Consider the following 26,207-nt stretch of genomic DNA (forward strand, 5'->3'; position numbering starts at 1 on the left):
TGTTTGATGACAGATTGGGGATATCAGCCCAAAAAGCAACGGGGGCGCAAGGCGCCCCCGTGATAATCGCTCGCATCCAGACGAAAACGTGACAGATATGTGACGTCTCCGGCCGTCCGCTCCGCACCCCGCATCAATGCAGGGTGGCGGTCTGCACGTCCAGCTTCGCCTGCAGAACAGCCAGCTTGCCTTCGATGGCGGCGCGTTCGACGTCGGACTTGGCCAGGGCCAGATCCTCCGACAGGTCACCCATCTGCTTTTCCAGGGTTGCGCGATCCAGGCCGCGCACGGTGTCCAGTTCGGCCGCTTCCTCGGCCAGGATGGTCACCCGCGTGGCGGTCACCTCGCAGAAGCCACCGGCCACGAAGATGCGCTGGGTGATGGTCGCCATGTCGTTGGCATAGATGTCGATGATCCCCGGCTTCACCGTGACGATCATCGGGGCATGACCCGGCAGCACGCCCAGGAAGCCCTCGGCTCCGGGGACCACCACCATATGCACCGGCTGCGACACCAGCAGCTTCTCCGGCGACACCAGTTCGAATTCAACCTTGTCGGCCATGGTCTGAACCCTGCGCAATCTCATAGGAAACCCGTCCGGCCCCGGCCTGCACAGACCAGGATCCGGACGGGCACTAGGCTACAAACCTCAGGCGGCCTCGGCCATCTTGCGGGCCTTCTCGACAGCCTGCTCGATGGTGCCGACCATGTAGAAGGCGGCTTCCGGCAGATGGTCGTAGTCGCCGTTCACGATGCCCTTGAAGCCCTTGATGGTGTCTTCCAGGGAAACCAGAACGCCCGGGGTACCAGTGAACACTTCAGCCACATGGAACGGCTGGGACAGGAAACGCTGGATCTTGCGGGCACGGGCCACGACCAGCTTATCCTCTTCCGACAGTTCGTCCATGCCCAGGATCGCGATGATGTCCTGCAGAGCCTTGTACTGCTGCAACACCTGCTGAACCTTGCGGGCGGTGTTGTAATGGTCCTCACCGACGATGCGGGGGTCCAGGGCGCGCGACGTGCTGTCCAGCGGATCCACGGCCGGGAAAATGGCCATTTCGGCGATGGAACGGCTCAACACCGTCGTGGCGTCCAGGTGGGCGAATGACGTGGCCGGGGCCGGGTCGGTCAGATCGTCGGCGGGCACGTAAATGGCCTGCACGGACGTGATCGAGCCCTTCTTGGTCGAGGTGATACGCTCCTGCAGGCCGCCCATGTCGGTGGACAGCGTGGGCTGGTAGCCCACGGCCGACGGGATACGGCCCAGCAGCGCCGACATCTCGGCACCCGCCTGGGTGAAGCGGAAGATATTATCCACGAAGAACAGCACGTCCTGGCCTTCTTCATCGCGGAAATATTCAGCGATGGTCAGGCCGGACAGGGCGACGCGGGCACGCGCACCCGGCGGCTCGTTCATCTGACCATACACCAGGGCCACCTTGGAGCCCGGGCCGTCGGTCTTGATGACGCCGGCGTCGATCATTTCGTGGTACAGGTCGTTGCCTTCGCGGGTGCGCTCACCCACGCCGGCGAAAACCGACATACCACCGTGCGCCTTCGCGACGTTGTTGATCAGTTCCTGAATGGTCACGGTCTTGCCCACGCCCGCGCCACCGAACAGGCCGATCTTGCCGCCCTTCAGGTACGGGGCCAGCAGGTCGATGACCTTGATGCCGGTGATCAGCAGGGCGGCGTCGGTCGCCTGCTCGACGAAGTCCGGCGCGTCGCGGTGGATCGACAGGACCTTGTCGTTACCGACCGGGCCACGCTCGTCGATCGGCTCGCCGATGACGTTCAGGATGCGACCCAGGGTGGCCGGGCCGACGGGCATCTGGATCGGGGCGCCGGTGTCGCTGACCTCGTTGCCGCGAACCAGGCCGTCCGTCGTGTCCATGGCGATGGTGCGGACGGTGTTCTCACCCAGGTGCTGCGCCACTTCCAGCACCAGGGTCTTGCCCTCGTTCTGGGTATGGAGCGCGTTCAGGATCGGCGGCAGTTCGCCGCTGAACTGCACGTCCACGACGGCGCCCAGAACCTGCGTGATGCGGCCGACCGCGTTGCTGTTGTTAGCCATGGGGTAAGCTCCCTCGGAACCTTGACTTCGTCGTGAATGCGGGTGGGTTTACAACGCTTCCGCGCCGGAGATGATTTCGATCAGTTCCTTGGTGATCGAAGCCTGGCGGGTGCGGTTGTAGACCAGCGTGTACTTCTTGATCATCTCGCCGGCGTTGCGCGTGGCATTGTCCATCGCGGTCATCTGCGCGCCGAAGAACGACGCAGCGCTCTCCAGCAATGCTGAATAAACCTGGATGGCCAGATTACGCGGCAGCAGGTCGGCCAGAATGGCCTCCTCGCTCGGCTCGAACTCGTAAACGGCGCCGGCTTCCGTGGCCGTGTCGCCTGCCACTTCGGGCGCCGCGAAGGGCACCACCTGCTGCAGGGTCACGATCTGGGTCATCGCCGACTTGAACTTGTTGTAGACGATGGTCGCCACATCGAACTGGCCGGCATCGAACAGCTCCAGGATCTTCGCCGTGACGCGGTCGGCGTCGGCGAAGGAGAGCTTCTTCTTGCCCACCTCTTCGAACCCGGCGACGATCAGCGACGGGAACTCGCGCCGCAGCAGATCGCGGCCCTTGCGGCCCACGGTCAGCAGCTTGACACTCTTGCCCTCGGCCTGCAGGCGCAGGATGGTGCGACGTGTCTCGCGGACGACGGAGCTGTTGAAACCGCCGCACAGACCACGGTCACCAGTCATCACCACCAGCAGGTGGGTCTGATCGCTGCCCGTTCCGGTCATCAGGCGGGGGCCACCGGGGCCGCCCGCCACATTGGCGGAAAGGGACGTCAGCATACGCCCCATGCGATCGGCATAGGGCCGGCCGGCTTCCGCCTGCTCCTGGGCGCGGCGCAGCTTGCTGGCCGCGACCATCTTCATGGCCGACGTGATCTTCTGCGTCGACTTGACGCTGGCGATCCGGTTTCGGATGTCCTTCAAGCTCGGCATGACAGCCCTACGCTCTCAATTCGCCCCGTTGCCGGGTGCTTGGATCAGGCGAAAACCTTGGTGAAGCCGTCGAGGAAAGCCTTCAGCTTCTCTTCGGTTTCCTTGGAGATCGCCTTCTCGTTGCGGATCGTGGCCAGGATGTCGGCACCCTTGGCCCGGATTTCGTCCAGGAAGCGGGCTTCGAACCGGTTCACGTCGTTCGCCGGGATCTTGTCCAGGTAGCCCTTCACGCCGGCGAAGATCGACACGACCTGCTCTTCCACGGGCATCGGCTTGAACTGGGGCTGCTTCAGCAGCTCCGTCAGGCGCGCACCGCGGCTCAGCAGACGCTGGGTCGTGGCGTCCAGATCGGAAGCGAACTGCGCGAAGGCAGCCATTTCACGATACTGGGCCAGTTCCAGCTTGATGGTGCCGGCAACCTGCTTCATCGCCTTGATCTGGGCGGCCGAACCCACGCGGGAAACCGACAGACCGACGTTGATGGCAGGGCGGATGCCGCGATAGAACAGGCCCGTTTCCAGGAAGATCTGGCCGTCGGTGATCGAGATCACGTTCGTCGGGATGTAGGCGGACACGTCACCGGCCTGGGTCTCGATGACCGGCAGGGCCGTCAGCGAGCCGGCGCCATTGGCGTCGTTCAGCTTGGCGGCGCGTTCCAGCAGGCGGCTGTGCAGATAGAACACGTCGCCGGGATAGGCTTCGCGGCCCGGCGGACGGCGCAGCAGCAGCGACATCTGACGGTAGGCGACGGCCTGCTTGGACAGATCGTCATAAACGATCAGGGCGTGCATGCCGTTGTCGCGGAAGAACTCGCCCATGGCCGCACCCGTGTAGGGGGCCAGGAACTGCAAGGGCGCCGGCTCGGAAGCGGTGGCGGCCACGACGATGGAATATTCCAGCGCGCCGTTTTCTTCCAGGGTCTTCACGATCTGCGCGACCGTGGAGCGCTTCTGGCCCACGGCGACATAGATGCAGTAGAGCTTCTTGCTCTCGTCGTCGCCCTTGTTGATGCCCTTCTGGTTGATGAAGGTATCCAGAGCGATGGCGGTCTTGCCGGTCTGGCGGTCACCGATGATCAGCTCGCGCTGGCCACGGCCGACGGGCACCAGGGCGTCAATCGCCTTCAGGCCGGTCTGCATCGGCTCATGCACCGACTTGCGCGGGATGATGCCCGGAGCCTTCACTTCCACGCGCTGGCGGGTCACGTCGGTCAGCGGACCCTTGCCATCAATCGGGTTGCCCAGACCGTCGACAACGCGGCCCAGCAGGCCACGGCCCACGGGAACCTCCACGATGGCGCCGGTGCGCTTGACGGTGTCGCCTTCCTTGATGGCCCGGTCGGAGCCGAAGATCACCACGCCGACATTGTCGGTTTCGAGGTTCAGGGCCATGCCCTTGACCCCGCCGGGGAATTCAACCATCTCGCCGGCCTGGACCTTGTCCAGGCCATGGATACGGGCCACGCCGTCACCGATGGACAGCACCTGGCCCACTTCGGCGACATCGGCTTCGGTGCCGAAGTTCGCGATCTGCTGCTTCAGGATCGCGGAAATCTCAGCGGCGCGGATTTCCATTATCCAACCCCTTTCATGGCGAGTTTCAGCTTATTGAGCTTGGTACGCACGGAGCTATCCACCATGCGGGAACCGATTTTGACGATCATCCCGCCGATCAGCGACGGGTCGACCCAGACATCGAGCTTGACGTTGCCGCCCTCGCTCTTGTTCAGCAATTCGGCCAGCTCGGCCCATTGGGCATCGGTCAGCGGGCGCGCGACGGTCACGCGAGCCGTGACCTCGCCACGACGACGGGCCAGTTCGGCCAGAAAGCCGTCGATCATGCCCGGCAGCGCGGCCAGTCGGCAATTCTTCGCCACCAGCCCCACAAACCTGCGCACAAGCTCGCCCACACCGGCCGCGACCAGGACGGCGTCCATCGCACGCTCCTGTTCGTCACGGGCGAGTAGCGGGCTGCCGATCAAGCGGCGGAGTTCCGCGCTTTCAGCAAGCAGAGCCTTGACGGACGTCAGATCCTGGGCCGTCTGGTCCAGGGCCTGCTGCCCATCCGCGAGATCGAACAGGGCGCTCGCATAGCGCGAGGCGAGTTCGGAGACGCCAGTCCCTTCGGCTGCCACTGGGTACCTCGGTTAAAGTCCGTGGACCTGAATAATTTCAGGACGTTAGCAATGATCGGCCATACCGGGGGAGGACCCTCCGGTGTCGAGCGAGCGAGCATGTAACACAGCCCCGGCCCCTACGCAACAGCGTGCCTGTGGATTGGGGGTATGCGGTTTTGCACCGCTTCCGGCCCGAACAGCCAGGAAACGGGCCGGTTTACGACCTTGGTCGCCCCTGCGCAGTGAGCAGGTGCAAAAATGCATGGCCGGCCGAAATGCGCATTGGAAGCCCTATTCTTTTGCACCGGCGGCGATTAAGGACGCCTTAAGCAAGGGGACCCGACGATGGCCCTGTTGCGCAGGCATCGTGCCATGCGCTGTTCCAGGGTTCGCATCATGTGCGTCATTCTGCCCTTCGCCCGCCAGCGTTTCACCCCCACAGACCTTCTGGCCTGGGGCAACATCGCCGTCGATCGCCAACGCCGCGGCCTGTGGCAAAACGTGAGCCGCGTGACCGCGCCGGAACATGACCGGCTGCTGGTCTGGCTGCCCGGCAAGCAGAACCCCACCCTGCTGCTGGAACGTGATGTGCTGGGCCTTTACCGGCTGAGCTATCACGATGGCAATGGCTGGTACCAGTTCCGGCAGGGCCCCTCCATCATCGACTGTCTGGCCCATATGGACCCGGACGAGGCGCCGCAGCGCAAAGGTGCCGGCAGCCGCAGCGGAAAGTGACCCGCGGACCCTTGCCGTATCCCGCTGACGGGGTCGTCAGGCCGGGCCGAACACCCGCAGGCGCCCCTCCCACAGGGAAATATCGACAGGCAGCCGGGCAATGATGTCCCCGTCGCCCTGCACCCCCTCCCCCACCGCCCCGACCACCCTGGCAGCGATGGCCGGCAGCACCACCACATCGCGCCGGCCGGTCAGCCGGCCCAGGGACATGCACGCCGCATATGTCAGGGCCGGCAGGCGCCCTGGCCGCGTAAACATGACGGCATGCAGCACCGGCTCCTCCAGTCTGGCGAGGGGCGCCAGGACAAAGGTGCCGGCATAGAAATGACCTTTGCATAGAATGCAACTGGCCACCCTGTGCCGGCTCATCGTGCCGTCGGGCGCCTCCAGTTCGACATCATAATCCAGGCCGGGACCGGCCATGATGTGCCGCAGGCCCCCCAGGGCATAGGCGCCCTTCCCGATGGCCCGCTTCAACCGCGGGTCCATGCCGGCCACGACGCGCGCGTCCACCCCGACCCCGGCCATCATGGTGAACAGGCGCCCGTTGGCCTGGCCGGCATGGATATCGCGCACCAACCCCCGCGCCAGACCAGCACCGATTCGCAAGGCGGACCCCATCAGTCCCAACTCGTGCGCCAGGACATTGGCCGTGCCCAGTGGCACGAGGCCCAGGGGCGGAAGGCCGTTCAGCCCGGCCATAGCCATGCCGTTCACGACCTCGTTGATCGTGCCGTCCCCGCCGGCCGCCACCAGCCCGTCGATGCCACCGGCCAGGACCAGGTCGCGGGCCAGCCCTGTCGCGTCGCCCGCGGCCTGCGTCCTGTGCAAGGTCAGGCTGGCCCCCGCATCCGTGGCGGCGGCCATCACCTTTTCCACCAGCCCCGGCCGGCGGCGGCCCGCCACGGGGTTGAAGATGACAGCCAATCGCCGGCCGGGTCGTTGTGACAGTTCCACGACATCCTCATGATATATTCGTGAAATAAATGATCGACCTATATGAACAAAATAAGAAGTTTCCGTTCATAATACCGGCCACACGCCAGATACCACTGACATTACACAATATAAGGCGGTATAGGATAGCGCGATCCGCTATGGCTAGTCTTTGTGGGAAAGGCTGAAAACAGGCGGCTGGGGTTGACCGGCAATGGGGGAACATATGCTGGGCGACGGGGACGTGCGGCGCTTTCGCGCCATCTGGCTCTCGGACATCCATCTAGGAACACGGGGATGCCAGGCCGACATGCTTCTGGATTTCCTGAAACATACGGAATCTGACGTTCTTTATCTGGTCGGCGATATCGTGGACGGTTGGCGCCTGAAGAAAAGCTGGTACTGGCCGCAAAGTCACAACGACGTCGTTCAGAAGATTCTGCGCCGTGCCCGCAAGGGCGCCCAGGTCTTCCTGATCCCCGGCAATCATGACGAGGCGTTCCGCGACTATATCGGGCTGCAGTTCGGCGGCGTGACCATCCTGGAGGACACGATCCATACGGCGGCCGACGGCAAGCGGTATCTGGTCATTCATGGGGACCAGTTCGATGCCGTGGTCCGCTATGCCCGCTGGCTGGCCTTCGTGGGGGACACGGCTTACACCTTCCTGCTCTGGCTGAACACGGCACTCAACAAGGTACGGCGGAAGCTGGGCTTCTCCTACTGGTCCCTGTCCGCCTACCTGAAACACAAGACGAAGAAGGCCGTCGAATTCATCGGCGACTATGAGACCGCCCTGACCGACGAGGCGCGGCGGCGGCAGGTGGACGGCGTCATCTGCGGCCATATCCACCATGCCGAGATACGCGATATGGATGGCGTTCTCTATGTCAACGATGGGGATTGGGTCGAATCATGCACCGCACTGGTCGAACATCCCGACGGACGGCTGGAGATACTGCGCTGGGCGGATATTGTCGCCGCCCGCCAGATGGTGAAGATCGCGGCGTGAAGCTGCTGATCGTCACGGATGCCTGGCATCCGCAGGTCAACGGCGTGGTGCGGACCCTGGCCACGACACGGACCGAACTGGAACGGCTGGGCCATGTGGTGGAGGTGATCGCGCCCGACCGGTTCCGCACCATCCCCATGCCGACATACCCGGAAATCCGTCTGGCCCTGGCGCCGGGCCGGCGGGTTCGGCAGATGATCGACGCGGCCGAACCTGATGCGATCCATATCGCCACCGAAGGCCCGCTGGGATTGGCGGCACGGCGTTACTGCCTGAAACGCAAGCTGCCCTTCACCACCGCCTATCACACCCGGTTCCCGGAATATGTCCGTGACCGGGCGCCGGTGCCGCTGTCCCTGTCATACGCCTTCGTCCGGCGCTTCCATGCGCCCGCCCATTCAGTGATGGTGGCAACCGCCAGCATCGAGGCGGACCTGCAACGGCGCGGCTTCACCAATATCCGGCGCTGGTCGCGGGGAGTGGATACCGACCTGTTCCGGCCACGCGACAAGGGCCTTTTCGCCCATCTGCCCCGCCCCGTTTTCCTTTCCGTCGGCCGGGTCGCCGTGGAGAAGAATATCGAGGCGTTCCTGTCGCTGGACCTGCCCGGCAGCAAGGTCGTGGTGGGCGATGGGCCGCAACTGGCGGAACTGAAGGCCAAATACCCGACGGTCACCTTTGTCGGCGCCAAGCATGGCGAAGACCTGGCCCGGCATTATGCGGCCGCCGACGTCTTCGTCTTCCCATCCCGCACCGACACGTTCGGGCTGGTGCTGCTGGAAGCGCTGGCATCCGGCCTGCCCGTTGCCGCCTTCCCCGTACCGGGGCCGCTGGACGTGATCGGGAACAGCCCGGCAGGGGCGTTGAGCGAGGATTTACGCACGGCCTGCCTCAAGGCCGTGGATATCGACCCGGCGATCTGCCGCAACCATGCGCTTGGTTTTTCCTGGCGGGCCTGCGCACAGCAGTTCCTGGAAAACTTGCGGCCGTTCAAAGGTGTGGCTTAAGCGTCGTGCTCAACGCGCCCCTTTGGCGCGGGGGAGGGCTTCGTACAACAATGGTGTTGAAATGATCGCAACACCATTGAAACCGTATTCACCGATATACTCGAAGATATGGCCTATTGAAGCGCACGTTCGGGCAAGCCTGGAAGCCGGCACTGAACGAAGGAAGGGGTATCAATCCTCTTCCTTCACCCGCTCCATATCCGCCCCACAGGCGGCCAGCTTGGCCTCCACCCGCTCATAGCCGCGATCCAGGTGATAGATGCGGCTGACGGTCGTTTCGCCCTGGGCGGCCAGACCGGCCAGCACCAGCGACACCGACGCGCGCAGGTCGGTGGCCATGACAGGCGCACCCGTCAGCCTGGGCACCCCGCGTACCAGGGCGGACGAGCCATGGACGGTGATGTTGGCCCCCATGCGCGACAGTTCCGGCACATGCATGAAGCGGTTCTCGAAGATCGTCTCGGTGATCATCGAGGCGCCGCGCGCCACGCACATCAGCGCCATCATCTGGGCCTGAAGGTCGGTGGGGAAGCCCGGGAACGGTTCCGTCATGACATCGACGCCGATCAACTCGCCGGCCGTGGCCGACACCATGATGCCGCCGGGCGTCTCCGTCATCTTCACATTGGCGCCGGCCAGGGTCTTTGCGACGGCCTTCAGGTCGCCCATGCGGGCACCCAGCAGTTCCAGCTCGCCCCCCGTGATGGCGGCGGCCATGGCGAAGGTGCCGGCCTCGATCCGGTCGGGCAACACGGCATAGGTGGCCCCATGCAGCCTTTCCTTGCCCTTGATCACCAGACGGTCGGAACCGATGCCCTCGATCTCCGCCCCCATGGCGATCAGGCAGCGGGCCAGATCACCGATCTCCGGCTCCCGCGCGGCATTGACCAGCACCGTCTCGCCCTTGGCCAGCGTGGCGGCCATCATCAGGTTCTCCGTGGCGCCCACCGACACCTGCGGGAAGACGAACTCCGCCCCAACCAGCCCGCCTTCGGGCGCCCTGGCCAGGATATAGCCGCCTTCGATCTCGATCACCGCACCCATGGCCTGCAGCCCCTTGATATGCAGGTCAACGGGGCGGGTGCCGATGGCGCAGCCGCCGGGCAGGCTGACCTTGGCCTGGCCGAAACGCGCCACCAGCGGCCCCAGCACCAGCACGCTGGCCCGCATCTTGCGTACCAGGTCGTAAGGGGCCGTGGTGTTGAAGATGTCGTTGGCATAAAGCTCCACCGACCGGCCGCTGGACCCGAAGGCATCGCGGCCGTTGATATGCACCTCCACCCCGTGCTGGGCCAGCAGGCGGTTCATGGTGGTGATGTCGGCCAGCAGCGGCAGGTTGGTCAGCGTCAGCTTCTCATCCGTCAGAAGGCAGGCCGCCTGCAACGGCAGGGCCGCATTCTTGGCACCGGAAACAGTGATCTGGCCCTTCAGCGGGTTGCCGCCGCGGATACGGAGCTTGTCCATGGGGAGAATCGTTTCGTTCAGAAGGATAAAGGCAGCCCGCACCCTGGGCCGTGATGATGGCGGATCGGAGGCGGGACGATCAGAGACGCGCCAGCGTGACGCCGCGTTGTTTCATATATTTGCCGGCCCGGTCGGCATAGGACACCTCGCACGGGCTGGCCCCCTGGAAGAACAGGAACTGGCACAGCCCCTCATGGGCATAGACCTTGGCCGGCAGCGGGGTGGTATTGGAAATTTCCAGGGTCACATGCCCTTCCCATTCCGGTTCCAGCGGCGTGACATTCACGATCAGGCCGCAGCGGGCGTAGGTGGACTTGCCCAGGCAGACGACCAGCACATCGCGCGGGATGCGGAAATATTCCACGGTCCGGGCCAGCACGAAGCTGTTGGGGGGGATGACGCAGACATCCGTCTCCCGATCGACAAAGCTGGTCTGGTCGAACTGCTTGGGATCGACGACGGCATTGTCGACATTGGTGAAGATCTTGAATTCCGGCGCGACGCGGGCGTCGTAGCCGTAGGAGGACAGGCCGTAGGAGATCACCCCCTCACGCTTCTGCGCCTCCACGAACGGCTCGATCATGCCGTGCCTGGTCGCCTGCTCCCGTATCCAGCTATCGGGCATGATCGGCATGTCGGTTCCCCACAATCCACGTCCCGGGTGTTCTTCCCGTGGCGGCGCCACCCCGGCGGCACGCCCCAAGACCTTGTAGCCCAGCGTCAAAGCCGGCTCAAGCGGTGGTGTCGGGCATCTGCCGTTCGGCCGGGTCGCCGTCAAGGGCTGCCATGGCCTCCTGCGCTTCGCGCGCCCGGTCCTGATCCTTGCGGCGGCGCAGATTGTCCCGCAGCGCCTGGGCCAGCCGGTCCTTGCGGTCGTCCTTCTTGGGCGGCGGAGAGGTCATGTCTTCGGTTCCCCTGCATGGAAGTGGCGGAATTCCTGACCTTTCCGGCCGCGCACGTCAAGCATGCGGAAAAAATCCACGCGCTCATCCTTTTTTTGCTTGCGACCTGGGGGCTGAAGTGGCACATAGCCGCCCACCGCGGCGGTGACGCCCCGGTGCCAGAAAATGGCGCTGCTGCCGTAGCTCAGTCGGTAGAGCGCGTCCTTGGTAAGGACGAGGTCGTTGGTTCGATTCCAATCGGCAGCACCATTTCCGGATAAAACAAAACCCGCCCACCGGCAATGGTGAGGCGGGTTTTGTTTTATCCGGCCTGCACTGACGCGCCGGGTGGAAGGCACGGATACGTGGCGGGTCCCCGTCAGGCCTGCCCCCTGGCCCCACCCCTGCCGCCCATCAGCACGGACAGAAGCTGTGTGCGGCTGTTGACGCCCAGCTTGCCATAGATCGACCGCAGGTGATTCTCAACGGTGCGCGGGCTGATGGACAGGCGCCCGGCGATGGAGGCGTTGCACAGGCCCGCGCCCAGCATTTCCACCACCTGGGTTTCCCGCTCCGTCAGGCCGGCAGCGGCGCAGGCGTCGGCCAGCGACAGGCTGACCGGCTGGTGGCGCAGGGCAATGACGATCCTGTCCCCGTCGCGGCTGCTGCGATGGCGGCGGGCCGTCACAGCCATTTCCCGGCGCCCTGTGCCGCCCGTGCCGGCCGTCACGGCGGAAAAGCTGATCTCCTCCGGCAGCACACCCGTGCGGCGCCAGGCAAAGTCCATGCGCGACCGCACCTCCTCCAGCAGAGAGGACAGGGTGTCCCCCATCTGCCCGTCGCCGATGACGCGCGGCGTCGCCTGACGCAGAATGAAATTCTCGTCAAAGACGGCGACGTCGACATCCCCGTCGGCCTGCACCAGAGCCTGTACCAGCCCGTCAGTATCGGCCAGTGCCGCGCGCAGGCCCAGATTCTGCAACGCCGCATTCATGGCCGGCACCAGCGACCAGAAGGCGGAGATATCCCCTTCGGTGAACAGGTCCTGGCCATCGGTGCGGTGAAAGCCAAGGCACATGACATGCCGCCCCGCCGCCTGCACGGGCACGCACAGCGCCAGAACGTCGGCTATGCCCGCGGGCTTCAGGAATTCGTTGTAATAGAGCGTGTGGGAGAATTCCCCGAGATCGACGGTGGACCCCAGATGCGCCACGCGCGGCCCGTCTTCGCCCACCGGACGCTCCAGCCAGCCGATGCCGTTGCGGATCACAGGGTCCTGGCGGAAATAGGCACGGTCGGCATAAGTGGAGGCCGACCGTGGCGTGGGCCCGACATAGGCGGCGCGCATCACGCGGCTGTCGGCCGCCGGAAATTTGCTGAACTGCATGAACACGCTGCTTTCGGCGCGCAGAAGGGCCGACACAGGCTCCAGGATGGACGGCCGGATACGGTCGATCCCCCCGCAGGACAGTATGGAACTGCTGACGCAGGCCCCGCCGGACGGGACCAGACCCTGGGCAAACATGGTTACCCTCCCTTGTCGCCGGCCGCTTGAGGCATTGTGCCATGCAGCCGGTCGATATCATGCCTGCGGCAAGCCATTTATCGCAGGCGGGCCCAATCGGGACTCCCGGCAATGGCTTGCAAATTGCCGGGAGTCCCAGCAATGGCTTGCAGATCGCATGGTCTTGATTTGTAATTATTGGCAAAGCTTACCGGCCCCCTTTCGCAACGTCAACGGCTGAAGGGCCGGGCGATGGGCCGTAACGACGCATTTTCCTGTATGTCCGGAAAATTCCGTCCATGTCATTCTGGGACAAGACGGCATCCACGACACCCCGCATGCTTCCCCCGTCCGGTTGGAACTGTGGGAGGGATGCCTGATGGCACGCATGCAAGGAAAGGTGGCGCTGGTGACGGGTGCCGCGTCCGGGATCGGCCGGGCCACCTGCGAGATACTGGCCCGTGAGGGGGCAAATGTCGTAGCGGCCGACATCAATCAGGCCGGGGCGGAAGAAACGGTGGCCCGCATCGGTGCCGACCGCGCCTTCTTTCAGTATCTGGACGTGGCTGACGAACAGAGCTGGGTCGACGCGCTAGCCGCCACACAGGCGCGCTGGGGCAAGCTGAACGTGCTGGCCAATGTCGCGGGCATCGGCAGCAGCGGGGATTTCGAGGCCACGCCGCTGGCGGACTGGAACCGGATGATCGCCGTCAACCTGACGGGCGTTTTCCTGGGCTGCAAGCATGCGGTCGGCACCATCGCGAAATCGGGTGAAACCGGCGCCATCGTGAATGTCGCGTCGGTGGGCGCCCATATCGCCGGCCCCGACATCGTGGCCTATTGCGCCAGCAAGGGCGGGGTACGGATGCTGAGCAAGGGGGTCGCCATGCATTGCGCGGCCAGGGGCCTGCCCATCCGCTGCAATTCCATCAACCCGACCTTCGTGGACAGCGAGATGCTGGATCCCATCGCCAGCCTGTTCGGCGACCGCGACACGATGCGTTCCGCCATGGCGCGGCAGATCCCGGTCGGCCGCCTGGCCCGGCCCGTGGATATCGCCAATGGCGTGCTGTTCCTGGCCAGCGATGAAGCGGCGATGGTCAGCGGCACGGAGCTTTTCATCGACGGCGCCCAGACGGCCGGGTTCCCGTCGCAGCATTCCGGCTGACCCGTGCCTGGGTCGGCCGCACGATTTCATCAAGGGGAGAAGACATGGGCAAGGGTAGGGTTTCCGGCAAGGTCGCCATTGTCACGGGCGCCGCATCCGGTCTGGGTTATGCCATCGCCGCCATGCTGGCCCGCGAAGGGGCGGTGGTGACGCTGACCGACGTGAACGAGGCGGCCGGCACGGAGGCGGCGGCCCGGATCGGGGCCGCCGCCCGCTTCGTCCGCCAGGACGTTGTGGAGGAGGAGGGCTGGAAGGCGCTGGTCGCCGGCACGGTCGCCCGCGACGGCGGGCTGCATATCCTGGTGAACAATGCCGGTATCGGCCTGTCACCGGGCAAGCGCGACCCCGAACATGCGCCGCTGGAGCAATGGCAGCGCATCAACAAGGTGAATGGCGAGGGCGTGTTCCTGGGCTGCAAGCATGCCATTCCCGCCATGCGCGACAGCGGCGGCGGGTCGATCATCAACCTGTCTTCCATCGCCGCCCTGGTGGCCACGCCCTTCCTGACGGCCTATGGCTTCTCCAAGGCGGGGGTGGCGCAACTGAGCAAGTCGGTGGCGCTCTATTGCGCGCAGGGCCGCACGCGCATCCGCTGCAATTCCGTTCATCCGGGACAGATCTACACCCCCATGCTGGACAGCCTGTTCGATGAATTGTCGGCCGGGCATGGCATCACCCGCGAGCAGGCCCGCGAAGCCTTCCTGAGCAAGATCCCCATGGGTGAGTTCGGAGAGCCGGACGACATCGCCTACGCCGTGCTGTACCTGGCCTCCGACGAGGCCAAGCATGTCACGGGCACGCAGGTGGTGGTCGATGGCGGCATGAACCTGAACCCCTGACATGCGGATGGGTAGAGGGGCGGTCCGGCCGTGGGGCCGCCCCTCTACCCATCCGCCATCCCACCGCAGCGCCGGCCGCCCCCTCTTCAGGCCGCCAGGGCCCCGCCAGCCACCCGCGATGCCCGCCAGGCGCGGGGGCTGGTGCCATAGGCGGCGCGGAAGCAGCGGCTGAAATGCGCGGCATCGTTGAAGCCCCAGGAAAAGGCGATGTCGGTGACGCTGCGCGCGCCCTGCACAGGATCGCCCAGCGCGGCCCGGCAGCGTTCCAGCCGGCAGGCGCGGACATGGTCGGCGAACCGCAGCCCCATGGCCGCGAACAGCCTGTGCAGGTGGCGCACGGAAATGCCCGCCGCCACGGCGATGGCGGCGGGCGACAGGTCCGGCTCATCCAGCCGCGTTTCCACCAGCCGGAGCAGCAGGCGCGGGGAAATGCCGCCGGTCATGGTCCCCCCTCCCCGCCTCAGCCGAAGGTCCGCACCGGGTCCTCGCCCTGCCAGCCGACATTGGCGAGTTGGATGGTGGTGAACAGCTTCTCCACCATGGGCGTCATCTCGATCAGTTCGATCATGCCGCCCAGCGTGCGCGTGGTGTCCATATAGGCGGCACGCGCGCCCACCCCGGCCACGCCGTACAGCGCCTGCTCATAGCCCAGGCCCTTGTAGAATTCGACCGAGGCGTCGAAATCCGGGCAGGACAGGGCGAAATGGTGGAAGCCATGGCCCTGGCGGTCCGCGACTTCCTTGTAGACACTGGGCGCGTCGTTGTTCTGCTGGATCAGTTCGAAGATCATGTGGCCGGACGCACCAAGGGCGATGGTCAGGTCGGCATCGCAGGGCTGCCCGCGATAGGTGAAGTCGGCCAGCGGGAAATGCTCGAACAGGAACCAGGGACCGATATTCAGCCGCTTGGTATAATCGTGCATGGCCCGGTGGATATCGTCGCAAGTGAAGGCGACCTGGATGATGCCGTCGGTCGGCTGACCGAAATTCAGCAGGGGCATGGGTTCTGTCCTCGTTGGGGGGATGATCCCCACCCCCGCCCGGATGGCCGGACGGGGGTGGGGTTTCACATCAGAAGCGATACTTGACGCTCAGCATCCATTCGCGCGGACGGCCGTAATAGGCTTCGTCGATACCGAAGGTGGCGGCGGCCAGCAGGTTGGTGACATAGGTCTTGTCGAACAGGTTGGTGACGGCGGCCGCCACTTCCCAATCCTCATCCGGGTTGCGCCAGGCAAGGCGCAGGTTGGCCAGCCAATAGGCGTCCTGCGCCAGTTCCGGCATGGTGACCCTGTACCCCTCGGCCACCTGTGCCGCCGTCAGCGCCTTGCGCACGTCGGGCTGCCCCTGCCAGTTGCTGCCGCCACCCAGGTTGTAGGGGTCCTTCCAGGTCTTGGACCGGTAGGAGGCGTCGCCGCGCAGCGACAGGGAACCGATGCCGTCCATCCACCATGTCTGCTGCGCCCCGACGGTGAAGGTCCATTCCGGCGCATCGACCAGCTTGTCGTCCAGCGACAGGTCGGTGTCGCAGAACCGGCCGCTGGTCGCGTCATAGATGGCCGCCACGCAGGCAGAGCGGTTGAACTTGTCCCATTTGGAATTGAGATAGCCGCCGGCCAGGTTCAGGTCGAAGCCGCGGAACAGCCGCGCCGTCACCTCGCCCTCGAAGCCCCACAGGATGCTGTCGCCGATGTTGCGGGTCAGCAGCAGAAGGGCGCCCCCACCGCTGGAACCAACGGTCGTGACCTGCATGTCGTTGTAATTGCTGTAGAAGGCGGCAAGGTTCACGATGACGCTGCCGTTCATCAGCGTATTCTTCGACCCCAGTTCGTAGGTGTAGAGCACCTCCGGATCATAGGCGAGATCGGTATTGTTCTGCTGCGTGGGGCGCGGCGACCAGCCGCCGCCCTTGAAGCCCTTGGACCAGGATGCATAAACCATGTGATCGGCCGTCAGCGTCCAGGCCAGCCCCACCTTCGGCGTGAAGGAACCCCAACTGTCCTTCAGTTCGCGCGGCCCGACATACCGGGCAAGGCCGTTTTCCTCGAATGGCGGGATGGTGCCCGTATAGCCCGGCGTGCCCGGCCCGAATTTCGGGTCCTGGACAAGCTGGAGCATATTGTCCTGGGTATAGACCTTCTTGTCCTCGCTATAACGGCCGCCCAGCGTCAGGTTCAGGTCGGGCGTCAGGTCATAGTTGATCTGGCTGAACAATGCCCAGGTATCGACCTTGATCCTGTTCTTGGGGAAATAATCGAAGCTGAAGGCATTGGTCGTGCAGTCCGGCTGCGGGCCGGTGGTACAGGGGCCGACAGCGTACATGTCCGGCAGCACGGGGCTCAGCACCTCGTAAAGCCCGCTGTAAAGCCGGACGGCATTGTCGTCGAAGGCATTTTCACGCAGGTAATAACCACCCGTGACCCAGCGCAGCCGGCCGTTCAACGCATCGCCGGACAGTTGCAGTTCCTGGCTGAACTGGTCCTGCGTCACCCGGTTGGCCGTGGCCGCCACGGGATAGGGCGACTTGTCGGCATCGCGCGGGAAATAGGCGTCGATCTCGCGATAGGCCGTGATGGATTTCAAGGACAGGCCGTCTCCCAGGTCCCAATCGACAGAAGCCGACAGGCCCCAAACCTCGTTATTGTCCTTGGACGGGTCCAGGCTGCTGGAAACGCCTGGCTTGTCCGATATCCAGCGGCTGTCGAACTTGGTGCCGGCCGGCAGCCCCAGCTTCTGGTTCCAGTAGGGAACGATGACGCTGTTGTAGAGATCGTCGAAACGGAACAGCCCGTCGGACGGCGTGGGGTCCACGGCCAGCGGCGGCAGCCCGCCCGGCAGGCCGGGAATGGTGGGCGCACCGGCCAGGGCCGCGAAATACTGGAAGGCGGTCGGCTCGAAACCGAGTGCCGCCACCACCTCCGGCGGCAGTCCCAGCGAGGGCGCCGTGTCGGACGGATAGCGGTTGACCAGCGAACCGGCAGGCCCGTTCTGCCGCTGGCGCTGGTAGTCGCCCTGGATGGTGATGTCCAGATTTTCCGAGGGCAGCCAGCGGATGGCCCCGCGCACGAGTTGCTTGCCCTCATCCGACAGGTCCTCTCCCGTCGTGACGTTGCGGCCCCAGCCATTGCGGTGGATCGATGCGCCCGACAGCTTGAAGCCCAGCACACCCGGCACGATCGGCCCGCTGACATAGGCCTTCACGTCGGACCGGTGATAGGAACCGGTGGTGCCCTCGATCGAGCCTTCAAAGGCACCATCCACGATGACGGGCTTGGTCACGATCTTGATGGCGCCGCCGACCGTGTTCTTGCCATAGAGCGTGCCCTGCGGGCCGCGCAGCACCTCCAGCCGTTCCACATCCGACAGGTCCAGCGCGCCGCCGATGGTCCGCGCCAGGTACACGTCGTCGACATAAAGACCGACACCGGGATCGGTCGGGAACAGGAAATCCTGCTGGCCGACGCCGCGGATATAGGCGTTCAGCGAACTGCCGCCGCCATCGGCGCGACCGCTGCTGATTTCCACATTGGGCGTGAAGCGCGCGATACCGACAAGGTTGGAGACGGCTTGGTCGGTCAGGGTGGAAGCGGTGAAGGCGGTGACCGACACGGGCGCTTCCTGCAGGCGTTCGGCCCTGCGCTGCGCGGTGACGACAATCTCGTCCAGCCGCAGGCTGTCATCCAGGGCGGCCGGCGCATTTTGCGCCAGCGAAGGCGAGGTGCCGACCACGGCCAGCGCCGTTCCCGCCAAGGCAAGGCAGCGCGTCAACCTCAATGGACGCCGCAAATATTGCGGTGCAAAATAAAACGGGGCAGCCATGGGCTCATCCTCCCTTGCGGACCATTATTGTTGATGTTGGGAAAATGATGCGGCAGCCTGGATCGCCACTATATAGCGGGAATTACCCATGCTCGACTGCGCAGGTTCGCCCCATATGGGTAATTCCCGCTATGCCGGCTTCCATCTCGGCTTTCTATCCTTGGGTCATGCATTGCACATGACGGAGGATTTGCCAGATGAGTGCCCCTTTGCTGACCCGGACCGGTACCGGCACCGTTGCCGCCACCAAGCAGCACCGCCCGGCCTTCTTCAATCCCGACACCCTGCCCTGGCTGCCCTGGGTGATGCCCGGCACCTTCTTCAAACTGTTGAACATCAACCCGATCAATGGCGGCTTCAGCATGATGCTGAAGGTGGAGCCGGACAATTGGGCACCGGTCCATGGGCATCTGGGCCAGGTGGAGGGCTGGCTGCTGGAAGGCGGCTTCGGCTATGGCGAGGATCGCGGCCGCACCGGCTATTACGTGCTGGAAAGCGGTGGTATCCGGCATGAACCCGATACGGACAAGGACGGGATGGTGATGTTCGCCATCGCCCATGGCCCCCTGTGCGGATACAACGATGACGGGTCGATCGCCGGCATCGTGGATGCGCGTGCGATGTATGACCTGGCCGTCGCCGGCGGGGCGGCGGACCACCTGACAAAGCCCCTGGATTGGTGAGGAAACGCCCATGACTGCGCCCGTGCCCAGCCACGTTGCCGGCCCGACCGACATTCCGTTGCTGTCCCTGACCATCGGCCAGGCCCTGGAACGGGCGGCCGGGGCCTGGGGCGGACGGGACGCGCTGGTGGTCCCGGGTCAGTCCGTGCGCTGGACCTGGGCGGAACTGGCCGACCGCGCGGACCGGCTGGCGGCCGGCCTGCTGTCGCTGGGGCTGTGCCCCGGCGACCGTGTCGGCATCTGGTCGCCCAACCGGGCGGAATGGGCCCTGACACAGTTCGCCACGGCGCGGGCGGGCCTGGTGCTTGTCACCATCAATCCGTCCTACCAGGCGGCCGAACTGGAATATGCCCTGAACAAGGTCGGATGCCGGGCGCTGATCCTGGCGCCCGGCTTCAAGGGGGCCGATTATGGGGGGCTGCTGCGTGGCCTGGCACCCGAACTGGGCCGCGGGCCGGCCGGAATGCTGGTATCGGCCCGGCTGCCGGACCTGCGCCACGTCATCGCGCTGGGCGATGCGGCCATGGACGGTACCATCCCCTTCGACCAGGTGGCGGCGGGCGCGGACACGGGCCGGTTGGCCGCCATCGCCGGGCGCCTGTTACCCGATGATGCCATCAATATCCAGTTCACCAGCGGCACCACGGGCCAGCCCAAGGGGGCGACGCTGACCCACCGCAACATCCTGAACAACGGGTATTTCGTGGGACGGGGTATGGCGCTGTCGGAAACCGACCGCATCTGCGTACCGGTCCCGCTCTATCATTGTTTCGGGATGGTCATGGGCAATCTGGCCGCCGTGACCCATGGAGCCTGTCTGGTCTATCCCGGGGAGGGGTTCGACCCGCTGGCCACGCTGACGGCCGCGTCGGCGGAGCGCTGCACGGCGCTTTACGGCGTGCCCACCATGTTCATCGCGATGCTGGACCATCCGGACTTCGCACGGTTCGACCTGTCGGCGCTGCGGACCGGGATCATGGCCGGGGCCCCCTGCCCCGTCACCGTCATGCGTCGCGTGCTGGACCAGATGCATATGCGCGATGTCACCATCTGCTATGGCATGACGGAAACCAGTCCCGTCAGTTTCCAGACCGGTATCGACGCGCCGCTGGACAAGCGTGTGGGCAGCGTGGGGCGCGTGCATCCGCATCTGGAGGTGCGCATCACCGATGCCACAGGAGCGACCGTCCCGCGCGGCGTGTCGGGCGAACTGCTGACCCGCGGCTATTCCGTCATGAAGGGTTACTGGGCCGACCCGGCGCGCACGGCGGAAGCCGTGGACGGTGATGGCTGGATGCATACCGGCGACCTGGCCGTGATCGACGATGAGGGCTGGTGCAACATCGTCGGCCGCGTGAAGGACATGGTGATCCGCGGCGGAGAGAATATCTATCCGCGGGAGGTCGAGGAATTCCTTTACCGCCACCCGGCCGTGCAGGATGTCCAGGTCTTCGGCGTGCCCGACGCCCGCTATGGCGAGGCCCTGTGCGCCTGGATACGCCCGCGTTCCGGCACGGCCCCGACGGACGAGGATATCCGCGCCTTCTGCCAGGGCCAGATCGCCCATTTCAAGATCCCAAAGCATATCCGCTTCGTCACGGACTTTCCCATGACGGTCACCGGCAAGGTCCAGAAATTCGCCATGCGCGACGCGATGGCGGCGGAACTGGGCCTGGCGGAGGAGCGGACGGCCTGAAAGGGCGTCCCCCCGGCTGTCGCCCGTGACGAGGCAAGGCACAATGAATGTCCCGAAGGGACGCCGCCCCTGTGAAGGAGGGAGACCCCATGGCCTTGCATGCCATCGAAACCGCCAGCCGGGACGAGATCACGGCGCTGCAGATGGAGCGCCTGCGCTGGAGCCTGCGGCACGCCTATGACAATGTGGCCCCCTTCCGGGCCAGATGCCAGGCGGCCGGCGTCCATCCCGGCGACCTGCGCTGCCTGTCGGACCTGTCGCTGTTTCCCATGACGACGAAGGCCGACCTGCGCGATCATTACCCGTTCGGCCTGTTCGCCGTGCCCATGGACCAGGTGGCACGGCTGCACGCCTCCAGCGGAACGACGGGCCGGCCCACCGTGGTTGGCTATACGGCCCGCGACCTGGAAAACTGGGCCGGGCTGGTCGCCCGCTCCATCCATGCCGCGGGCGGACGTCGGGGCGACAAGGTGCATGTCGCCTATGGCTACGGCCTGTTCACGGGCGGGCTGGGTGCCCATTACGGGGCGGAGAAGCTGGGCTGCACCGTCATTCCCATGTCGGGCGGCCAGACCGAAAAGCAGGTGCAGATGATCCGGGACTTCAAGCCCGACATCATCATGGTCACCCCGTCCTACATGCTGGCCATCGCGGACGAGTTCGACCGCCAGGGGCTGGATGCGCGCGAAAGCTCGCTGCGCATCGGCATCCATGGGGCCGAGCCCTGGACCGACAGCATCCGGCGGGAGATCGAGTCCCGCATGGGGCTGGACGCCGTTGACATCTATGGCCTGTCGGAGGTGATGGGGCCGGGCGTGGCCAACGAATGCGTGGAGACCAAGGACGGCCCCCACGTCTGGGAGGACCATTTCTATCCCGAAATCATCGACCCCGTGACGGGCGAAAGCCTGCCCGACGGGGAGGTCGGTGAACTGGTCTTCACGACGCTGACCAAGGAGGCGCTGCCCGTCATCCGCTATCGCACGCGCGACCTGACGCGGCTGCTGCCCGGCACGGCGCGGTCCATGCGCCGTATCGACCGCATCCTGGGGCGCAGCGACGACATGCTGATCATCCGCGGCGTCAACCTGTTCCCGTCTCAGGTGGAGGAACTGCTGCTGGCCGAGCCGGCGCTCGCCCCCCACTACCTGCTGGAGGTCGACCGGCCCCGGCATATGGATGAGTTGACGGTGCGGGTCGAACTGCGCACCGGCGGCGGTGACGGCGATCAGGCCGCCCGGTCGCTGGGCCACCGCATCAAGGAAATGATCGGTGTCACGGCGCGGATCGATGTCGGTCCGCCCGGCTGCATCGAGCGGTCGGGCGGCAAGGCGCGCCGCGTCATCGACCGCCGCCCCGTCGCCCTGTCACAAAGCGGAGGATGATGTGATGTCCAACCAGGCCGCCCGTTCCTTCATCGCCGCCCGCGACCGGCTGCTGGACCTGCGACAGGACCAGCCCACGGCCCGCGCGGCATTCCAATGGCCGGAGGCAGCCCCCTTCAACTGGGCGCTGGACTATTTCGACGATGTGGCGGCCCGCGTGCCGGATCGGCCCGCTCTGGTCATCGCGCAGGAGGATGGCACGGTGCATCGCGCCAGCTATGCCGACCTGTCGCGACGGTCGGCACAGGTGGCCAACTGGCTGCACAGCCAGGGGCTGCGGCGGGGCGACCGACTGCTGCTGATGCTGCCCAACATCGTGCCGCTGTGGGAGATCACGCTGGCCGCCATGAAGATGGGCGCCGTGATCATCCCGGCCACGACGCTGCTGGACGGGGCTGACCTGGCGGACCGGCTGGAACGCGGGCAGGTGCGCGGCATCATCGCCACCGCCGGCCTGACGGCCCGGTTCGATGCACAGCCCGGCGACTTCATCCGCATCGCGGTGGGCAGCCCCTGCCCCGCCGGCTGGGCCGGTTATGCCGATGCCGCCCAGGCGCCGGACAGCTTCACGCCGGATGCGCCGACGCAGGCCGACGACACGCTGCTGCTCTATTTCACGTCGGGCACGACAGCGAAACCGAAGCTGGTGCGCCACACCCACCGTTCCTATCCCGTGGGACATCTTTCCACCATGTACTGGCTGGGCCTGCGTCCCGGCGATGTGCATTGGAACATCTCCAGCCCCGGCTGGGCCAAGCACGCCTGGTCGAACATCTTCGCCCCCTGGAACGCGGAGGCGACCGTCTTCGTCTATGCGTTCGAGCGGTTCCAGGCCGGCCCCGTGCTGGACGCGCTGGTGGCCCACCGGGTGACCAGCCTGTGCGCCCCGCCCACCGTCTGGCGCCTGCTGATGCAGGAGGATCTGCGGCAATGGCCCGTCGCCCTGCGCGAACTGTGCGGCGCCGGCGAGCCGCTGAACCCGGAAGTGATCGCCCGCGTGCAGGCCGCCTGGGGCCTGACCATCCGCGACGGCTTCGGCCAGACGGAAACGACGGCCCAGGTCGGCAACGCGCCGGGCCAGCCCGTGCGCCCCGGTTCCATGGGCCGGCCCCTTCCGGGCTATGACCTGGTACTGCTGGACCCGGACGGGAATGAGGCGGATGAGGGTGAGATGGCGCTGCGCCTGTCACCCCGTCCGGCCGGGCTGATGGCGGGCTATGAGGACGCACCCGCGCCGGAGGCCACCGGCGCCTATTACCGCACGGGCGACGTGGCCAGCCGCGACGCCGACGGCTATCTGACCTATGTCGGCCGGGCAGATGATGTGTTCAAGGCAAGCGACTACCGCATCAGCCCGTTCGAACTGGAAAGCGCCCTGATCGAGCATCCGGCCGTGGCGGAGGCCGCAATCGTGCCGAGCCCCGACCCGCTGCGCCTGGCCGTCCCCAAGGCCTTCATCATCCTGGCACCGGGGCACGAGGCCGGACCGGAGGTGGCACAAGCCATCTTCCGTCATATCCGCGCGGCGCTGCCACCCTACAAGCGCGTGCGGCGGCTGGAGATTGCCGACCTGCCCAAGACCATTTCCGGCAAGATCCGCCGTGTCGAATTGCGCCGCCAGGAACAGGCGCGCGACCTGTCGCAGCGCCACCCGCTGGAATATTGGGAGGAGGATTTCCCCGATCTGGCGAGCAAGGGGCGCTAGTTCTTCAGGCGCCGGTACCGCAGGCGTGGTGCGGCGGCCTGGGCCGCCGGCACCGGTTCCCCGTCCAGGCGGCGGGCGGCGACCAGACCACAGGCCAGGACGGGCGCCAGGCCCGACCGCTTCGCCAGCCCCTGCACCGTCTCGTCATCGACACCGGCGAAGGCCAGCATATCCTCATACGTGATCATGGCGTCTCCCCATGGGCGATCGTTCCGCCCTTGGCCGGGCGGTTGCGCCGATCATTACGCTCATGAATTGGTACATTCAATCAAAAAATATTGACGACCCGGCAACGGCCCCGTAATCCGATGACCGGGGGCCGGCATGGGGCGGCCTTCCGATCTCCGCACGCGCATCTGAAGGAGCGGTTGCCGCCATGTCCCAGGTCATCCATCGCCGGTCCATCGATTTCCTGCTGCACGAGGTCCTGGGCTACGGCGATCTGGCCGGCACGCCGCGGTTTTCCGCGTTCGACCGCGCCGCCGTGACGGAGATCCTGGATACCGCACAGGCCATCGCGGAGAACGAGTTCCTGCCCCTGGCGGCCGAGATGGACGCGCAGGAGCCGCGTTTCATCGAGGGGCGGGCCCATGCGCATCCGGGTGCGAAACGCGCGCTGGATGCCTGTGCGCAGGCCGGGCTGTTCGCCGCCGGCTTCGACCCCGACCTGGGCGGCCTTGGCATGCCCGTGACGGTCACGACCCTGATCAACGGCACCCTGGCCGCCGCCAATATCGCGCTGGCCAACTACCAGTTCCTGACCGTGGCCAATGCCAACATGCTGGCGGCCTTCGGTACCGACGAGCAGAAGGCCCTGTTCCTGCCTCCCATGCTGGAAGGCCGCTGGTTCGGCACCATGTGCCTGTCAGAACCACAGGCGGGATCCTCGCTGTCGGACATCCGGACCCGCGCTGAACCCGTGGAAGGCCGGCTGCACCGTATCACGGGGTCCAAGATGTGGATTTCGGGCGGGGAACATGAACTGGCCGAGAACATCATCCATATGGTGCTGGCCAAGCGCCCCGACGGCCCGCCGGGGGTGAAGGGCATCTCGCTGTTCATCGTGCCCAAATACCGCGTCGGCCAGGACGGCACGCCGGGTGCGCGCAACAATATTGCGCTGGCCGGCCTGAACCACAAGATGGGGCAGCGGGGCACCACCAACTGCCTGCTGAATTTCGGGGAGGATGGCGACTGCCTGGGCTATCTGGTGGGGGAGCCGCACCAGGGCCTTGCCTACATGTTCCACATGATGAACGAGGCGCGGATCATCGTCGGCGCCAATTCCACCATGACGGGGATGGCCGGCTATCTCTATTCCCTGGACTATGCCCGGACGCGGCAGCAGGGGCGCCGGCCGCAGAACAAGGATGCCACATCCCCCCAGGTGCCCATCATCCAGCACGCCGACGTGCGGCGCATGCTGCTGGCCCAGAAGGCCGCGGTGGAAGGGGCGCTGGCGCTGACCTGCTATTGCACGCTTCTGGTGGACCGCATGGCCGCCACCCCGGACGCGGCGGAACGCGGGGATATGCATCTGCTGCTGGAACTGCTGACGCCCATGGCCAAGTCATGGCCGTCCGAGCATTGCCTGGAAGCGAACAAGCATGCCATCCAGATCCTGGGTGGGTATGGCTATACCCGTGATTACCCGGTGGAGCGGCATTACCGCGACAACCGGCTGAATGCCATCCATGAAGGCGCCTATGGCATCCATGGACTGGACCTGCTGGGCCGGAAGGTCCGCCAGCAGGATGGCCGGGCGCTGGACCTGCTGGTGCTGGAGATCGGGCGCACGCTGGATGCGGCCGAAACCCAGGGCGGCTTCGGGACGGAGGTGGCCGACCTGCATGCGGCGCTGACGGCGATGGGCCGGGCCACGCGCGCCGCCCTGGCCGCACCCGACCTGGACCGGGGGCTAGCCAATGCCACGGCCTATCTGGACGCCTGCGGCCATACGGTCATCGCCTGGCTGTGGCTGCGCCAGGCCGTGACGGCCAGCCGCGCCCTGGCGGCCGGCCTGGGTCGGGGGGAAGCGGCGTTCTACAGCGGCAAGATCGCCGCCTGCCGCTATTTCTTCCGCTATGAGCTGCCGCGTGCGCTGCATCAGTTCGCGCTGGTCGAACGGCTGGACGATACCTGCCTTTCCATCACCCCGGCGGAGTTCCTGGGAAACTGACCCGCCGCGACACGTCTTGCCCGCAACCCGCGCGGGGGCGTAGCTTCGGGGCCGCCACCGAAGCCCCAT

Annotated in this window: 24 protein-coding genes and 1 tRNA gene; 11 read left to right on the forward strand and 14 right to left on the reverse strand. The window is 65.7% G+C overall.

Annotated elements, in window-relative coordinates:
* Nucleotides 1–133: 133 nt before the first annotated feature.
* The 5 genes from atpC to ABC728_RS24900 all read right to left on the reverse strand — a co-directional run bounded on the left by atpC (nt 134) and on the right by ABC728_RS24900 (nt 5,144).
* The gene (gene atpC / locus ABC728_RS24880) at nt 134–562 is read right to left on the reverse strand and encodes an ATP synthase F1 subunit epsilon (RefSeq protein ID WP_416621678.1); all 429 of its coding nucleotides are present in this window, start codon (nt 560–562) and stop codon (nt 134–136) included.
* Nucleotides 563–649: 87 nt separating this feature from the next.
* Entirely contained in the window at nt 650–2,077 is a 1,428-nt protein-coding gene (atpD, locus tag ABC728_RS24885) for a F0F1 ATP synthase subunit beta (RefSeq protein ID WP_416621677.1), read from the reverse strand.
* 48 nt (nt 2,078–2,125) lie between these two features.
* The gene (locus ABC728_RS24890; RefSeq protein WP_416621676.1) at nt 2,126–3,010 is read right to left on the reverse strand and encodes a F0F1 ATP synthase subunit gamma; all 885 of its coding nucleotides are present in this window, start codon (nt 3,008–3,010) and stop codon (nt 2,126–2,128) included.
* 44 nt (nt 3,011–3,054) lie between these two features.
* Nucleotides 3,055–4,584, reverse strand: coding sequence for a F0F1 ATP synthase subunit alpha (gene atpA, locus ABC728_RS24895; protein ID WP_416621675.1), 1,530 nt, complete (start codon nt 4,582–4,584; stop codon nt 3,055–3,057).
* Complete coding sequence (locus tag ABC728_RS24900) at nt 4,584–5,144, reverse strand: F0F1 ATP synthase subunit delta (RefSeq protein ID WP_445376536.1); 561 nt, start codon at nt 5,142–5,144, stop codon at nt 4,584–4,586. Before ABC728_RS24900 ends, atpA begins: the two co-directional genes overlap by 1 nt.
* Before the next feature lie 378 nt (nt 5,145–5,522).
* Here ABC728_RS24900 and ABC728_RS24905 point away from each other — a divergent pair, with 378 nt between their 5' ends.
* The gene (locus tag ABC728_RS24905) at nt 5,523–5,861 is read left to right on the forward strand and encodes a hypothetical protein (protein WP_416621673.1); all 339 of its coding nucleotides are present in this window, start codon (nt 5,523–5,525) and stop codon (nt 5,859–5,861) included.
* A 36-nt stretch (nt 5,862–5,897) separates the two neighbouring features.
* Here ABC728_RS24905 and ABC728_RS24910 read toward each other — a convergent pair whose 3' ends face one another.
* Complete coding sequence (locus tag ABC728_RS24910) at nt 5,898–6,818, reverse strand: diacylglycerol/lipid kinase family protein (protein WP_416621672.1); 921 nt, start codon at nt 6,816–6,818, stop codon at nt 5,898–5,900.
* 205 nt (nt 6,819–7,023) lie between these two features.
* Here ABC728_RS24910 and ABC728_RS24915 point away from each other — a divergent pair, with 205 nt between their 5' ends.
* Both ABC728_RS24915 and ABC728_RS24920 read left to right on the forward strand, forming a co-directional pair.
* Nucleotides 7,024–7,809 carry a UDP-2,3-diacylglucosamine diphosphatase gene (locus ABC728_RS24915; protein WP_416621685.1) on the forward strand — a complete coding sequence of 262 codons (786 nt, stop codon included), beginning with the start codon at nt 7,024–7,026 and terminating at the stop codon, nt 7,807–7,809.
* Complete coding sequence (locus tag ABC728_RS24920) at nt 7,806–8,816, forward strand: glycosyltransferase family 4 protein (RefSeq protein ID WP_416621671.1); 1,011 nt, start codon at nt 7,806–7,808, stop codon at nt 8,814–8,816. Before ABC728_RS24915 ends, ABC728_RS24920 begins: the two co-directional genes overlap by 4 nt.
* A gap of 171 nt (nt 8,817–8,987) precedes the next feature.
* Here ABC728_RS24920 and murA read toward each other — a convergent pair whose 3' ends face one another.
* The 3 genes from murA to ABC728_RS24935 all read right to left on the reverse strand — a co-directional run bounded on the left by murA (nt 8,988) and on the right by ABC728_RS24935 (nt 11,182).
* Nucleotides 8,988–10,280 carry a UDP-N-acetylglucosamine 1-carboxyvinyltransferase gene (gene murA / locus ABC728_RS24925; protein WP_416621670.1) on the reverse strand — a complete coding sequence of 431 codons (1,293 nt, stop codon included), beginning with the start codon at nt 10,278–10,280 and terminating at the stop codon, nt 8,988–8,990.
* A 79-nt stretch (nt 10,281–10,359) separates the two neighbouring features.
* Nucleotides 10,360–10,914 (reverse strand): dCTP deaminase, encoded by a 555-nt coding sequence (gene dcd, locus ABC728_RS24930; RefSeq protein ID WP_416621669.1) that lies wholly within the window; start codon nt 10,912–10,914, stop codon nt 10,360–10,362.
* A 97-nt stretch (nt 10,915–11,011) separates the two neighbouring features.
* The gene (locus tag ABC728_RS24935; protein WP_416621668.1) at nt 11,012–11,182 is read right to left on the reverse strand and encodes a hypothetical protein; all 171 of its coding nucleotides are present in this window, start codon (nt 11,180–11,182) and stop codon (nt 11,012–11,014) included.
* Between the two features lie 173 nt (nt 11,183–11,355).
* Here ABC728_RS24935 and ABC728_RS24940 point away from each other — a divergent pair.
* A tRNA-Thr gene (locus ABC728_RS24940) sits at nt 11,356–11,431 on the forward strand.
* 109 nt (nt 11,432–11,540) lie between these two features.
* On the opposite strand, the gene ABC728_RS24945 is transcribed toward ABC728_RS24940, so the two are convergent.
* Nucleotides 11,541–12,686 carry a helix-turn-helix transcriptional regulator gene (locus ABC728_RS24945; RefSeq protein WP_416621667.1) on the reverse strand — a complete coding sequence of 382 codons (1,146 nt, stop codon included), beginning with the start codon at nt 12,684–12,686 and terminating at the stop codon, nt 11,541–11,543.
* A 358-nt stretch (nt 12,687–13,044) separates the two neighbouring features.
* On the opposite strand from ABC728_RS24945, the gene ABC728_RS24950 reads away from it, so the two are divergent.
* Together ABC728_RS24950 and ABC728_RS24955 are read left to right on the forward strand one after the other, a co-directional pair.
* Nucleotides 13,045–13,833, forward strand: coding sequence for an SDR family NAD(P)-dependent oxidoreductase (locus ABC728_RS24950; RefSeq protein WP_416621666.1), 789 nt, complete (start codon nt 13,045–13,047; stop codon nt 13,831–13,833).
* Between the two features lie 44 nt (nt 13,834–13,877).
* Nucleotides 13,878–14,672 carry a glucose 1-dehydrogenase gene (locus ABC728_RS24955; RefSeq protein ID WP_416621665.1) on the forward strand — a complete coding sequence of 265 codons (795 nt, stop codon included), beginning with the start codon at nt 13,878–13,880 and terminating at the stop codon, nt 14,670–14,672.
* Between the two features lie 86 nt (nt 14,673–14,758).
* Here ABC728_RS24955 and ABC728_RS24960 read toward each other — a convergent pair whose 3' ends face one another.
* The 3 genes from ABC728_RS24960 to ABC728_RS24970 all read right to left on the reverse strand — a co-directional run bounded on the left by ABC728_RS24960 (nt 14,759) and on the right by ABC728_RS24970 (nt 18,490).
* Entirely contained in the window at nt 14,759–15,115 is a 357-nt protein-coding gene (locus ABC728_RS24960; RefSeq protein ID WP_416621664.1) for a helix-turn-helix domain-containing protein, read from the reverse strand.
* A 17-nt stretch (nt 15,116–15,132) separates the two neighbouring features.
* Nucleotides 15,133–15,672: a VOC family protein gene (locus tag ABC728_RS24965; protein ID WP_416621663.1), complete on the reverse strand. Its 540-nt coding sequence runs from the start codon at nt 15,670–15,672 to the stop codon at nt 15,133–15,135.
* A gap of 70 nt (nt 15,673–15,742) precedes the next feature.
* Nucleotides 15,743–18,490, reverse strand: coding sequence for a TonB-dependent receptor (locus ABC728_RS24970; RefSeq protein ID WP_445376537.1), 2,748 nt, complete (start codon nt 18,488–18,490; stop codon nt 15,743–15,745).
* Between the two features lie 197 nt (nt 18,491–18,687).
* Between ABC728_RS24970 and ABC728_RS24975 the strand changes: the two genes are divergently transcribed.
* From ABC728_RS24975 to ABC728_RS24990, 4 genes are all read left to right on the forward strand, one after another.
* A complete protein-coding gene (locus ABC728_RS24975; RefSeq protein ID WP_416621661.1) occupies nt 18,688–19,173 on the forward strand; it encodes a 2,4'-dihydroxyacetophenone dioxygenase family protein in 486 nt (161 codons plus the stop codon).
* Nucleotides 19,174–19,183: 10 nt separating this feature from the next.
* Nucleotides 19,184–20,869: an AMP-binding protein gene (locus tag ABC728_RS24980; protein ID WP_416621660.1), complete on the forward strand. Its 1,686-nt coding sequence runs from the start codon at nt 19,184–19,186 to the stop codon at nt 20,867–20,869.
* An 89-nt stretch (nt 20,870–20,958) separates the two neighbouring features.
* On the forward strand, nt 20,959–22,254 hold the full coding sequence (gene paaK / locus ABC728_RS24985; protein WP_416621659.1) for a phenylacetate--CoA ligase PaaK: 1,296 nt from the start codon (nt 20,959–20,961) through the stop codon (nt 22,252–22,254).
* A gap of 4 nt (nt 22,255–22,258) precedes the next feature.
* Nucleotides 22,259–23,959, forward strand: coding sequence for an AMP-binding protein (locus ABC728_RS24990; protein WP_416621658.1), 1,701 nt, complete (start codon nt 22,259–22,261; stop codon nt 23,957–23,959).
* Here the strand turns inward: ABC728_RS24990 and ABC728_RS24995 are convergent.
* Complete coding sequence (locus ABC728_RS24995) at nt 23,956–24,147, reverse strand: hypothetical protein (protein WP_416621657.1); 192 nt, start codon at nt 24,145–24,147, stop codon at nt 23,956–23,958. The two genes, ABC728_RS24990 and ABC728_RS24995, sit on opposite strands and share 4 nt — an antisense overlap.
* 188 nt (nt 24,148–24,335) lie before the next feature.
* Between ABC728_RS24995 and ABC728_RS25000 the strand changes: the two genes are divergently transcribed.
* Nucleotides 24,336–26,138, forward strand: coding sequence for an acyl-CoA dehydrogenase (locus tag ABC728_RS25000; RefSeq protein ID WP_416621656.1), 1,803 nt, complete (start codon nt 24,336–24,338; stop codon nt 26,136–26,138).
* The last annotated feature ends 69 nt before the right edge of the window (nt 26,139–26,207 follow it).

Source organism: Niveispirillum fermenti (assembly GCF_052474395.1).

What these genes read in the sequence shown, in the direction of transcription:
- ABC728_RS24955 (WP_416621665.1), top strand. Translation starts at nt 13,878, where the DNA reads ATGGGCAAGGGTAGGGTTTCCGGCAAGGTCGCCATTGTCACGGGCGCC.
- ABC728_RS25000 (WP_416621656.1), top strand. Translation starts at nt 24,336, where the DNA reads ATGTCCCAGGTCATCCATCGCCGGTCCATCGATTTCCTGCTGCACGAG.
- ABC728_RS24970 (WP_445376537.1), bottom strand. Translation starts at nt 18,490, where the DNA reads ATGGCTGCCCCGTTTTATTTTGCACCGCAATATTTGCGGCGTCCATTG.
- ABC728_RS24950 (WP_416621666.1), top strand. Translation starts at nt 13,045, where the DNA reads ATGGCACGCATGCAAGGAAAGGTGGCGCTGGTGACGGGTGCCGCGTCC.
- ABC728_RS24980 (WP_416621660.1), top strand. Translation starts at nt 19,184, where the DNA reads ATGACTGCGCCCGTGCCCAGCCACGTTGCCGGCCCGACCGACATTCCG.
- atpA (WP_416621675.1), bottom strand. Translation starts at nt 4,584, where the DNA reads ATGGAAATCCGCGCCGCTGAGATTTCCGCGATCCTGAAGCAGCAGATC.
- ABC728_RS24995 (WP_416621657.1), bottom strand. Translation starts at nt 24,147, where the DNA reads ATGATCACGTATGAGGATATGCTGGCCTTCGCCGGTGTCGATGACGAG.
- paaK (WP_416621659.1), top strand. Translation starts at nt 20,959, where the DNA reads ATGGCCTTGCATGCCATCGAAACCGCCAGCCGGGACGAGATCACGGCG.
- ABC728_RS24905 (WP_416621673.1), top strand. Translation starts at nt 5,523, where the DNA reads ATGTGCGTCATTCTGCCCTTCGCCCGCCAGCGTTTCACCCCCACAGAC.
- ABC728_RS24935 (WP_416621668.1), bottom strand. Translation starts at nt 11,182, where the DNA reads ATGACCTCTCCGCCGCCCAAGAAGGACGACCGCAAGGACCGGCTGGCC.
- dcd (WP_416621669.1), bottom strand. Translation starts at nt 10,914, where the DNA reads ATGCCGATCATGCCCGATAGCTGGATACGGGAGCAGGCGACCAGGCAC.
- atpD (WP_416621677.1), bottom strand. Translation starts at nt 2,077, where the DNA reads ATGGCTAACAACAGCAACGCGGTCGGCCGCATCACGCAGGTTCTGGGC.
- atpC (WP_416621678.1), bottom strand. Translation starts at nt 562, where the DNA reads ATGGCCGACAAGGTTGAATTCGAACTGGTGTCGCCGGAGAAGCTGCTG.
- ABC728_RS24990 (WP_416621658.1), top strand. Translation starts at nt 22,259, where the DNA reads ATGTCCAACCAGGCCGCCCGTTCCTTCATCGCCGCCCGCGACCGGCTG.
- ABC728_RS24945 (WP_416621667.1), bottom strand. Translation starts at nt 12,686, where the DNA reads ATGTTTGCCCAGGGTCTGGTCCCGTCCGGCGGGGCCTGCGTCAGCAGT.
- ABC728_RS24960 (WP_416621664.1), bottom strand. Translation starts at nt 15,115, where the DNA reads ATGACCGGCGGCATTTCCCCGCGCCTGCTGCTCCGGCTGGTGGAAACG.
- ABC728_RS24965 (WP_416621663.1), bottom strand. Translation starts at nt 15,672, where the DNA reads ATGCCCCTGCTGAATTTCGGTCAGCCGACCGACGGCATCATCCAGGTC.
- ABC728_RS24915 (WP_416621685.1), top strand. Translation starts at nt 7,024, where the DNA reads ATGCTGGGCGACGGGGACGTGCGGCGCTTTCGCGCCATCTGGCTCTCG.
- ABC728_RS24975 (WP_416621661.1), top strand. Translation starts at nt 18,688, where the DNA reads ATGAGTGCCCCTTTGCTGACCCGGACCGGTACCGGCACCGTTGCCGCC.
- ABC728_RS24890 (WP_416621676.1), bottom strand. Translation starts at nt 3,010, where the DNA reads ATGCCGAGCTTGAAGGACATCCGAAACCGGATCGCCAGCGTCAAGTCG.
- murA (WP_416621670.1), bottom strand. Translation starts at nt 10,280, where the DNA reads ATGGACAAGCTCCGTATCCGCGGCGGCAACCCGCTGAAGGGCCAGATC.